Source organism: Anaerolineales bacterium (assembly GCA_037382465.1).
Classification (GTDB): Bacteria; Chloroflexota; Anaerolineae; order Anaerolineales; family E44-bin32; genus WVZH01.
In genome coordinates, this window is the sequence record JARRPX010000010.1 from 33,048 (window position 1) to 43,528 (window position 10,481).

11 protein-coding genes are annotated in these 10,481 nt (G+C 57.5%); all 11 read left to right on the top strand.

Translation table 11 applies throughout. The features are described 5' to 3' along the window. The first annotated feature begins 31 nt into the window (after window positions 1-31). Window positions 32-1,045, top strand: coding sequence for a ketol-acid reductoisomerase (gene ilvC, locus P8Z34_04590; protein MEJ2549942.1), 1,014 nt, complete (start codon window positions 32-34; stop codon window positions 1,043-1,045). Window positions 1,046-1,071: 26 nt separating this feature from the next. Continuing rightward, window positions 1,072-2,709, top strand: a complete 1,638-nt coding sequence (locus P8Z34_04595; GenBank protein ID MEJ2549943.1) for a 2-isopropylmalate synthase — start codon at window positions 1,072-1,074, stop codon at window positions 2,707-2,709. A gap of 9 nt (window positions 2,710-2,718) precedes the next feature. Next, window positions 2,719-4,149, top strand: a complete 1,431-nt coding sequence (leuC, locus tag P8Z34_04600) for a 3-isopropylmalate dehydratase large subunit (GenBank protein ID MEJ2549944.1) — start codon at window positions 2,719-2,721, stop codon at window positions 4,147-4,149. Continuing rightward, a complete protein-coding gene (gene leuD, locus P8Z34_04605) occupies window positions 4,142-4,744 on the top strand; it encodes a 3-isopropylmalate dehydratase small subunit (protein MEJ2549945.1) in 603 nt (200 codons plus the stop codon). The genes leuC and leuD overlap by 8 nt, the downstream gene beginning before the upstream one ends. Next, a complete protein-coding gene (cimA, locus tag P8Z34_04610; protein ID MEJ2549946.1) occupies window positions 4,722-6,320 on the top strand; it encodes a citramalate synthase in 1,599 nt (532 codons plus the stop codon). The genes leuD and cimA overlap by 23 nt, the downstream gene beginning before the upstream one ends. 114 nt (window positions 6,321-6,434) lie before the next feature. After that, window positions 6,435-7,499 (top strand): 3-isopropylmalate dehydrogenase, encoded by a 1,065-nt coding sequence (gene leuB, locus P8Z34_04615; protein MEJ2549947.1) that lies wholly within the window; start codon window positions 6,435-6,437, stop codon window positions 7,497-7,499. A gap of 47 nt (window positions 7,500-7,546) precedes the next feature. Further along, window positions 7,547-8,383 carry a prephenate dehydratase gene (gene pheA / locus P8Z34_04620; protein ID MEJ2549948.1) on the top strand — a complete coding sequence of 279 codons (837 nt, stop codon included), beginning with the start codon at window positions 7,547-7,549 and terminating at the stop codon, window positions 8,381-8,383. Window positions 8,384-8,436: 53 nt separating this feature from the next. After that, on the top strand, window positions 8,437-8,796 hold the full coding sequence (gene aroH, locus P8Z34_04625) for a chorismate mutase (GenBank protein MEJ2549949.1): 360 nt from the start codon (window positions 8,437-8,439) through the stop codon (window positions 8,794-8,796). A gap of 89 nt (window positions 8,797-8,885) precedes the next feature. Next, window positions 8,886-9,179 carry a hypothetical protein gene (locus tag P8Z34_04630; protein MEJ2549950.1) on the top strand — a complete coding sequence of 98 codons (294 nt, stop codon included), beginning with the start codon at window positions 8,886-8,888 and terminating at the stop codon, window positions 9,177-9,179. 201 nt (window positions 9,180-9,380) lie between these two features. Continuing rightward, a complete protein-coding gene (locus tag P8Z34_04635; GenBank protein MEJ2549951.1) occupies window positions 9,381-9,992 on the top strand; it encodes a hypothetical protein in 612 nt (203 codons plus the stop codon). Window positions 9,993-10,127: 135 nt separating this feature from the next. Then, the coding region (locus P8Z34_04640) for a GNAT family N-acetyltransferase (GenBank protein ID MEJ2549952.1) at window positions 10,128-10,481 on the top strand (354 nt) is incomplete at its 3' end.

Here is a 10,481-nt window from a genome sequence, read left to right on the forward strand (position 1 = left end):
TACGGCCGACACTCTAAGAAGGAGTTATCCAATGGCGAAGATTTATTATGATAAGGATGCCGATCTGTCGCTGATTCAGGCCAAGAAAGTGGCCATCATCGGCTACGGATCGCAAGGCCACGCACATGCCCTCAACCTGACGGACAGCGGCGTGACGGTTAAGGTCGCTGAACTCGAAGGCACCAGCAACTACGAAAAAGCCGTCGCCCACGATGTGGACGTGACCAACGCCGCCGAGGCCGCAGCCTGGGCGGACGTGATCATGATGCTGGTACCCGACACGGCCGCACCGAAGGTATACGAATCCGCGATACGTGAGAATCTCAGCGAGGGGAAGATGCTCATGTTCGCCCACGGTTTCAACATCCGTTTCGAGACGATCCAGCCGCCGGATTTCGTCGACGTCAGCATGGTCGCCCCCAAGGCGCCCGGGCATCGCGTGCGTGAGGTTTTCCAGCAGGGCGGCGGTACACCGGCGTTGTTCGCCGTGGAACAGAATCCGAGCGGCCAGGCACGCGAGCTGACGCTCTCCTACGCCAAAGCGCTGGGCGCCACACGCGCCGGAGTGCTCGAGACCACCTTTGCCGAGGAAACCGAGACCGACCTCTTCGGCGAACAAACGGTCCTCTGCGGCGGCATCAGCGCCCTGGTCAAGGCGGCGTTCGAGACGCTGGTCAAGGCGGGGTACCAACCGGAACTGGCTTACTTCGAATGTATGCACGAGTTGAAGCTGATCGTAGATTTGATGTACCGCGGCGGTTTGAACTACATGCGCTACTCGGTCAGTGATACGGCGGAGCACGGCGATTACACCGCCGGACCGCGCATCATCACCGAAGAGACTCAGGGTGAAATGCGCAAGATCCTGGAAGAGATTCAAGACGGCACCTATGCCAAGAAATGGATCGCCGAGAACGAAGCCGGGCGCCCCTGGTTCAACGAACAACGTCGTAAAGAGCAGGAGCATCCTATCGAGAAGGTGGGTGCGAAGCTGCGCGAAATGATGCCGTTCTTGGATCCAGTTACGATCAAGCCCGGCGAATAATCGCAAGAGAGAATTGGGGTAGGGAAATGGTTGATCAGAAAAATAACTACGTCCGCATTTTCGACACGACGCTGCGCGATGGCGAACAGTCGCCAGGCGCGACGATGACCTCCGCCGAAAAGCTGGAATTGGCGCGTGCGCTTGCGCGCATGGGCGTGGACATCATCGAAGCCGGCTTCCCGGCGGCTTCGCCGGACGATCTTGAGGCGGTGCGCCGCATCGCCGAGGACATCGGCCAGGTCGCCGGACCGAGTGGGCAGCCGCCCGTCATCTGCGGCCTGGCGCGTGCCACCAAAGCTGACATCGATAAATCCTGGCAGGCGATTCAATACGCCGAACGGCCGCGCATCCACACATTCCTGGCCACGTCTGAAATCCACATGAAGCACAAGCTGCGCATGAAACCGAAGCAGGTGCTGGCCAGCGTGAAGGAAATGGTGGCCTACGCCAAGGCATACTGCGAAGATGTCGAGTTCAGCCCCGAAGATGCAGGCCGCAGCGATCCCGAATTTCTCTACGTCGTTTTGGAGGCTGCGATCAATGCCGGCGCGACAACGCTGAACATACCCGACACCGTCGGTTACACCACGCCGGATGAATTCGGCGCCTTGATCAGCGGCATCGCCGAAAACGTCCCGGGAATCGAGGACGTGATCATCTCGGTGCACTGTCACGACGACCTGGGCCTGGCGACGGCGAACACGCTGGCCGGTATTCGCGCCGGCGCTCGCCAGGTAGAAGTCACGATCAACGGCATCGGCGAGCGGGCGGGAAACAGCTCGCTGGAAGAAGTGGTGATGATCCTGCACACGCGCCACCCGGTGCTCGGCCTGGAAACCGGTATCGTCACACCGCAGATCGCGCGCGTGAGTCGCCTGGTGAGCAACTACACGGGGATCGTCGTGCCGCCGAACAAGGCCGTCGTCGGCGCCAACGCCTTTGCCCACGAAGCTGGCATTCACCAGGACGGCATGCTCAAGGAAAAGACTACCTACGAGATCATGCGCCCGGAAACGATCGGTTTGACGCAGAGCACGCTGGTGCTGGGCAAGCACTCCGGCCGGCATGCTTTCCGTGTACGGATGGAGGAGCTGGGCTATCTGCTCGACGATGCGGAATTGGATGAAGCGTTCTACCGCTTCAAGGATCTGGCCGACAAGAAGAAGACCGTTACCGATGCCGATCTCGAAGCGTTGACCACCGACGTGATCTACCAGCCGGCGGAAATCTATGGGCTGGACGGTTTGCAGGTCGCCTGTGGGACGATGGGCTTGCCGACGGCCACGGTGCGTTTGCACGGCCCGGACGGTGAGGAGTATGTGCAGGCTGCCGTCGGGACGGGACCCGTGGACGCGGCCTACGCTGCCATCGACCAGATCGTCCGGGTTCCCAACAGGCTGCTTGAATTTTCCGTGCAGGCTGTGACTGAGGGGATCGATGCGCAGGGTGAAGTAACCGTCCGCATCCAGGCGCAGGACGGCGATCATTCAACCCATGCGCAGTGCGACGAAGAACATCAGCGTACCTACGGCGGTTACGGTGCGGATACGGACATTATCGTCGCCAGCGTTAAAGCCTACATGGCGGCGTTGAACAAGCTGTTGAGCGTGCAGGGCGACGAGACGAAGGAACCCAAACCCGCACCTTTGGGCGCTGTGGAGTAAAGATAGGCAATGACGAATTCCAAGACACTTTTCGACAAGGTCTGGGACGCCCATGTCGTCGAACAGGAACTGGGCTATCCGGCCGTGCTGTACGTCGACCGGCATCTGGTGCACGAAGTCACCTCGCCGCAAGCGTTCAGCGCGTTGCGGGCGCGCGGTCTCCAGGTCCGTCGTGCGGACATGACGTTCGCCACGATGGATCATTCCACCCCGACCTTGCCATTGAACCAGATCGAATTCGAGCCGCAGGCGAAGGCACAGCTCGATTTGCTCGAGGACAACACACGTCGCTTCGGGATCACACTTTTTCCCATGGGCACGGAACGCAACGGCATCGTGCACGTGATCGGTCCGGAATTGGGACTGATCCATCCCGGCATGACCGTCGTCTGCGGCGACAGCCATACAGCGACTCACGGCGCCTTTGGCGCCCTGGCGTTCGGTATCGGCACCAGCGAGGTGAGCCACGTGCTGGCCACGCAGTGTCTGCTGCAGTACAAACCGAACACCCTGGAGGTCCGTTTCGAAGGTACGTTGGGTCCGGGGGTTACGGCCAAGGACCTCATCCTGGGCTTGATCTCCCGGATCGGCGTGGAAGGCGGCACGGGCAACGTGATCGAGTACACCGGCGAGGCGATCCGCCGGCTGGACATGCAGGGCCGTATGACGGTTTGCAACATGAGTATCGAGGCGGGCGCGCGTGCGGGGATGATTGCGCCGGACGACGCCACGTTCGAATATCTCGCCGGGCGGGAACATGCGCCCAAAGGCGAAGATTGGGATCGTGCGCTGGAGCACTGGCGCAAGCTGCCGTCGGATCCGCAAGCGACGTACGATAAATCGATCACGATCGACGTTTCCGGTCTGGAGCCGATGATCACCTACGGCACCCATCCGGGCATGGGCATTCCCATCAGCGCACCGATTCCCGATCCAAACCGATTTGGCGATGCAAGCGAACGTGCTGCTGTGGAGAAGGCGCTGGCGTACATGGATTTGCAGCCGGGCGCGCCGATCTTGGGCCAGAAAATCGACGTGGTTTTCGTCGGCTCCTGCACCAATTCCCGTTTGCCGGATTTACGCATGGCCGCATCGCTGCTTGAAGGCCGCAAGGTGGCCGAGGGGGTGAGAATGCTCGTGGTTCCGGGTTCGCATCACATCCGCCAGCAGGCCGAAGCCGAAGGCCTGGATCGGATTTTCACCCAGGCCGGTGCGGAGTGGCGTCTTCCCGGCTGTTCGATGTGCATCGCCATGAACGGGGACCAGCTCGAGCCCGGTCAATACGCCGTCAGCACCAGCAACCGCAATTTCGAGGGTCGGCAGGGCAAGGGCGGCCGTACTTTCCTCGCTTCTCCGCTCACCGCGGCCGCTGCGGCGGTGATGGGCTGCGTAAGCGATCCGCGTCCGTTGATGGCTGGGAGGGAGTTAATCGATGCCTGAATTCACGCGTCTGACCTCCCGGATGGCGTACATGCCCCAGGAAAACATCGATACGGACCAGATCATACCGGCCCGTTATCTCAAACTCACTGACCGAGAGGGCTTTGGCAAACATCTCTTTGCCGATTGGCGCTATTTGCCGGACGGGTCGCCCAATCCGACGTTCTTACTCAATCAACTGCAGCCCGGACAGACGAACGTGCTCCTTGCAGGTGATAACTTCGGATGCGGCTCATCCCGCGAACACGCGCCCTGGGCGTTGTATGACTGGGGCTTCCGGGCAGTGATCTCGACGTCTTTTGCCGACATCTTCAAAAATAACGCATTGAAAAACGGCTTGCTGCCCATTCCTGTGGAAGCGGGTGATTATCAGAAATTGGTGGCTTTGATCACCGCTGAGCCGCATGCGGAAATCAGCATCGATCTGACGGAGCAGACCATCACGCTGCCCGACGGTTCGAAAATAGACTTTCCCATCGATCATTTCTCCAAACATTGTTTGTTGGAAGGAATCGATTCACTCGATTATCTACTCTCTATGAGTGAGCCGATCGAGAGGTACGAGGCGAAACATGACGAAACTTACGCAGGCTGAACCCCGGATCGTCGAGGTTTACGATACGACGCTGCGCGACGGATCGCAGCGGGAGGGTCTATCTTTCTCCTGTGACGACAAGATCCGTATCGCCAAGCGTCTCGATCAACTGGGCGTAGGTTATATCGAGGGCGGCTGGCCAGGATCGAACGTGAAGGACGTCGAATTTTTCGAGCGCGCCAGGGACATCGGCTGGAAAACGGCAGAAATTACCGCATTTGGCGCGACGCGGCGGGCGGACACGCCAGTGGAAGAAGATGTAAATTTGAATGCGCTGCTGGCGGCGGGAACTTCTGTCTGTACGCTGGTAGGCAAGGCTTGGACGCTGCACGTGGAAGAAGTGCTGCGGACTACTGTGGGTGAGAATTTCCGCATGATTGAAGAGAGCATCGCCTATCTGCGCAGCAAGGGCCGGCGGGTCATTTTTGACGCGGAGCATTTCTTCGATGGTTACAAGGACGATCCTGAATTCGCCCTGGAAATCCTGCGCGCCGCCGAACGCGGTGGAGCGGAAACCGTGGTGCTGTGTGACACGAATGGCGGTTCGCTGCCGTGGTTTATCGCGGATGTCGTTTCTGCCATTGGACAGAAGGTGGACGTGACGCTCGGAATTCACACGCACAACGACAGCGAGTTGGCCGTGGCCAACACGTTGACCGCTGTGCGGGCCGGAGCGAGCCAGATTCAGGGGACGATCAACGGCTACGGCGAACGCTGCGGCAACGCCAATCTGTGTACCATCATTCCCGATCTCGAATTGAAAATGGGCTGCCGCTGTTTGCCGGAAGGCAAACTAAAAGAAATGTACGACGTTTCCGGGTTCGTATCCGAAGTCGCCAATCTCTCTCCCGACGAACACATGGCATACGTCGGCCGCAGCGCCTTCGCGCACAAAGGCGGCATCCACGCCGCCGCCATGCGCCGCAACGTCCATTCCTACCAGCACATCGAGCCGGAACTTGTGGGCAATCAGATGCGTGTGGTAGTGAGCGAGCTTTCGGGACGCGGCAATCTACTCAGCCACGCCGAGATATTGGGCATCGAGGTGGGCGAGAATGGAGAAATCGGCCAGATTCTCGAACGCATCAAGGACCTCGAAGCGAGGGGTTTCTCGTTCGAAGCCGCCGAGGCTTCGGTGGGGATCATGTTGAAACGCCAGGAACCGGGCTATGAGCCGCCTTTCAAGCTCATCGATTTCGTCGTCATGGTCGAACACCGTCAGGGTCGCGGCACGTTTGCCGAAGCGACGGTGAAAGTGTCCGTCGATGGGGAGGTGCTGCACACAGCTGCGGAAGGCAACGGACCTGTGAATGCCCTGGACGCTGCGCTGCGCAAGGCGCTCATCCCGGTCTATCCTGCATTGCGCCAGTTCCAACTGATGGATTACAAGGTGCGCATCCTGGATGGCAACAGCGGCACTGCAGCCACGACGCGAGTGCTCATCGACACGCGCAACGAAAATTCCAGTTGGAGTACAGTAGGGGCCTCGGCGAACATCATCGAGGCATCCTGGTTGGCGCTGGCGGACAGCGTCGAGTACGGTTTGATGATTGCGGAACACCCATCGGGGGGTTGATCGCCCGAGGGTTTGAAACGAAAATTAGAACGAGGAGGAAAAAGCGCTCCGCTTCCACGGATCTGAATTCTGGATCCGACGGGAGTGATTCCCGCGTCACGTGGAGCCAACATCATGCATAAAAAAATTGTTGAACTGCCCGGAGACGGGATCGGAGTGGAGGTCGTTCGTGAAGGCCGGAAGGTCCTGGAAACGGTGGCCGAACGCTTTGGGCATGATTTTGAATTCGAGGGACATCTGATTGGCGGTGCGGCCATCGATGCCACGGGCATTGCCCTGAGCGACGAGACTCTCGCGGCATGCAAGCAAGCCGATGCGGTGCTTTTGGGGGCAGTGGGCGGCCCGAAGTGGGACGATCCGCAAGCAGCCGTGCGCCCCGAGCAGGGGATATTGAAGCTGCGCTATGATTTGAGATTGTTCGCCAATCTGCGCCCAGTATTCGCCTATCCGGCGTTGATCGATGCCTCTCCGCTGCGTGAAGAGAGAGTGCGCGGCGTGGATCTGCTCATCGTGCGCGAACTGACCGGCGGCTTGTATTTCGGCGAACCGCGCACGCGCAAACAGATCGACGGTCTGACGCAGGCCATCGACACGCTGGTTTACAATGAAGTCGAAATCCGGCGCATCGTCGAGCTTGGCTTCCGACTGGCGCAAGGGCGCAGGCGAAAGGTTACATCCGTGGACAAGGCCAACGTCCTGGAGAGTTCGCGGCTGTGGCGCCAGATCGCGCACGAGGTGGCGGCGGAATTCCCTGCAGTCGAATTCGAAGACCAATTGGTCGATTCGGCGGCCATGCGCATGATCGCCAATGCCGCCAGTTTCGACGTGATTGTCACCGAAAACATGTTCGGCGACATCCTCAGCGACGAAGCCTCCGTGCTCACCGGCTCGCTGGGCATGCTGCCCAGCGCTTCACTGGGTGAGGGAAGCTTGGGCGTCTACGAACCGATCCACGGCTCTGCACCGGACATCGCCGGGAAAGGTATCGCCAACCCGTTAGGCACGATTCTCAGTGCGGCCATGCTGCTGCGCCACTCGCTTGGAATGGAGGAGGAGGCGCAGGCTGTCGAATCTGCAGTCTCGGCAGCCATCGAAGCCGGGGACCGCACGAAAGATCTGGGCGGTGAGTTGTCCACGCAGGCCATGGGTGATTCGGTCTGCGCACGTCTTGGGTCGTAAGGCGCAGGCGTTACCCGGTTTGTAATAGGGGAGGTTGAATAACCAACATGACATCGATCGCATTTCAAGGTGAATTGGGCGCTTACAGCGAGGAAGCGGCGCTGGCTCTTTTTGGACCCCAAGTCGAGCCTGTGCCCTGTCCCACTTTTGAGCAAGTGTTTATCACGGTCGAAGAAGGTAAAGCGGATCAGGGATTGATTCCCATCGAAAACTCGCTCGCGGGCAGCGTTTACCGGAATTACGACCTGCTATTGCAATACCAACTTCACATCGTCGCTGAATATCATCTACGCGTACGCCACTGTTTGTTGGCTTTGCCGGGCGTGGAGGTGGCTGACCTGCGCCAGATCCTCTCCCATCCGCAGGCGCTGGCGCAGTGCCGCCAGTGGTTGGAGCAGCATCCGGACATAGAGATCGTTTCTGCCTACGATACCGCCGGAAGCGCACGCATCATTTCGGAGGAGGGGCGGCGTGATGCGGCGGCCATCGCTTCTCACCGAGCGGCGGAAGTCTATGGCATGCACATCCTTGCAGAGGGAATCGAAAGTGATACGGCCAATTATACGCGCTTTCTGGGCTTGAAGAAGACGGCCGTCGATCCGGGGGACGATGCCAAGACTTCCATCGCTTTCGCTTTGCGTAACCGCCCCGGAGCTTTGTATGAGGGCTTACACACCTTCGCTGCGCGGGGCATCGATCTGACCAAGATCGAATCGCGGCCTATCGTGGGCAAACCCTGGGAATACCTGTTTTACCTCGACTTCGCCGGTTCTCCGCAGCAGGAGGCGGTGGGTGAGGCGCTGGAGGAGTTAAAAGCCCTCTCCACGATGTTCCGCGTACTCGGTGCTTATCCCCGGCATCATTGGAAATCATCGGCCGGATAGCCCTGAGGTGGGTTAATTGTTAACATCATCACATCATCTAAAAAGGAATTACGATGGCGACACGAGCTTTGCGGGGCGCAGTGCGCGTCCCGGAAAACACCAAGGAATCTATCTTTTCAGCCACGCAGGAATTATTGCGGGCCCTGATCGAACGTAATGATCTCATCGAGGAAGACATTGTTTCAATCATGTTCTCGGCGACTCCGGATTTGAATGCGGCATTTCCCGCAGAAGCCGCACGCTTGATCGGTTGGACCCAACCTGGATTGCTTTGCTTTCAGGAAATGGCCGTGCCGGGCAGCATGACAATGGTGCTGCGTATTCTGCTGCTTTGGGAAACGGATAAGACGCAGGCGGAGATGAAGCATTGCTACCTGGGAGAGACGCACAGCTTACGCGACGATCTCGATTGAACTGTGGGAGTAGAGGGACGCGAGATTAAGCTATGATTGAATAGCAGTTTGGGGCAATATCAACACCACTCGAGATGCAGGAGGAAGTCATGGAACTAAAACGTATCGGTCCACTATCGGCTGGGAAAATTTTGGGAGTAATGGGTTTTATCGTGGGGCTGCTGATGGGCGTGTTCACGATCGTCGTTTCTATGGCGACCAGCGCTTACTTCGGAGATTCCTTCAGAAATTCCTCGATAATGTCGGCGGTGTTTGGCATCGGTTCCATTCTCGTCATGCCATTCATCTACGGCATCATCGGTTTTTTACAGGGTCTCGTCGGGGCCTGGCTCTACAATCTGATCGCCCAGTTTCTGGGTGGCGTACATTTGGATTTGGAGTAGCAAGCAGATCGACGTCAAATCAACCCCGGTGAACTGGGGGTTTCTCGGCTTTCGGCGAAACTGATTTCAATGTCCGCCAGACGGTACAATCCGGACGATTCTGAGTAGCTGAGTCATCGGTTACAATAAAGCAAGATCGCAATAAGCCGTGATATGCAAGCATCATGCAGATTTTCATTACGCCTCTAGTTAAAATCAGTAATGAACCGATTTAATCTCGATAACTATAACTTTTTCCACGTCGTAATCATCCTCTGCATCTTCATTTTCGGGGCTGCCGGGCTTTTGTTTTTCCTGTCCCGAAAAGGACCTTCGGTGCTGCTTTCCGATGAAAAGTGCGCGCCACCTTGCTGGAACGGTATAAGTCCCGGTGAGACCAAGACGTGGGAGGCTGTCGATATCCTTCTCGATACGCCAAAAGTAGGCGGAATTCATGAAACCGGCAATGCAAGAGAAAGAGCAATTCAGTGGTTATTCATGCATCCGGTCCAGGAATCTGGAGGCTATCTCTATCCTATCGATGATCTCGTTGGGGCGATAAGTTTCCAGACCTATGACACTTTTTCACTCGCCGCGATATTTGATCTGCTGGGTGAACCGGATGAATTCTGGCTGAGATATAAAAAGACTGAATACCGTCGATGGATCGAGGTCGTTTTTGTATATCCGCTTGAGGGATACGTCGTTAGAGCCGATGTCGAGCTTAATCCGAACGTAGACACGTCAACGATTGAGATCGCACCAAGCAGTCCTGTGACAAGAGTTATTTATTTCACGACTTATCGAGTCGCGAGTTCTCTTCATCGAAGATAGAGATACAATCGAAGAGCGCCTGCAGTTGTGGAATGGCTTTGGGGAGATCGGAATAGATCAAGTTCTTCCCCATGAGTAGCGATGGGAAGATTCTATAAGTCAACGAGATACGGTCGTTATGAATATATCGAAATCATGCATGTAAGACAGTTTTCTCCGGACGATGCAGAGCGATTGAGCCGCTTGATCGTTCGAAATCTGAAGCTCGTGAATATCCGCGATTATTCGCCCCGGGTCATCGAAGCCTTGATCCCTTCCCACACGCCGGAGCGGATTCGGGATCTGGCCCGAAACGGGTATACACTCGTGGGCGTCGACGCGGATGTGATCGTGGGCACGGCATCCTTGGACGGTGATCGCGTTCGAAATATGTTCGTCGCCGTCGAAAAGCATGGTATGGGAGTCGGCAGGAAGTTGATGGCTGCAATTGAAGCCAAAGCTCTCGACCGTCGACTGCGGCGGATCTACCTGCTTTCTGGTTTAACGGCT

Bases quoted from the DNA above. Each gene is read 5' to 3' on its own strand.
- P8Z34_04595 (MEJ2549943.1), top strand. From the start codon at position 1,072: ATGGTTGATCAGAAAAATAACTACGTCCGCATTTTCGACACGACGCTG.
- cimA (MEJ2549946.1), top strand. From the start codon at position 4,722: ATGACGAAACTTACGCAGGCTGAACCCCGGATCGTCGAGGTTTACGAT.
- leuC (MEJ2549944.1), top strand. From the start codon at position 2,719: ATGACGAATTCCAAGACACTTTTCGACAAGGTCTGGGACGCCCATGTC.
- leuB (MEJ2549947.1), top strand. From the start codon at position 6,435: ATGCATAAAAAAATTGTTGAACTGCCCGGAGACGGGATCGGAGTGGAG.
- pheA (MEJ2549948.1), top strand. From the start codon at position 7,547: ATGACATCGATCGCATTTCAAGGTGAATTGGGCGCTTACAGCGAGGAA.
- aroH (MEJ2549949.1), top strand. From the start codon at position 8,437: ATGGCGACACGAGCTTTGCGGGGCGCAGTGCGCGTCCCGGAAAACACC.
- P8Z34_04630 (MEJ2549950.1), top strand. From the start codon at position 8,886: ATGGAACTAAAACGTATCGGTCCACTATCGGCTGGGAAAATTTTGGGA.
- ilvC (MEJ2549942.1), top strand. From the start codon at position 32: ATGGCGAAGATTTATTATGATAAGGATGCCGATCTGTCGCTGATTCAG.
- P8Z34_04635 (MEJ2549951.1), top strand. From the start codon at position 9,381: ATGAACCGATTTAATCTCGATAACTATAACTTTTTCCACGTCGTAATC.
- leuD (MEJ2549945.1), top strand. From the start codon at position 4,142: ATGCCTGAATTCACGCGTCTGACCTCCCGGATGGCGTACATGCCCCAG.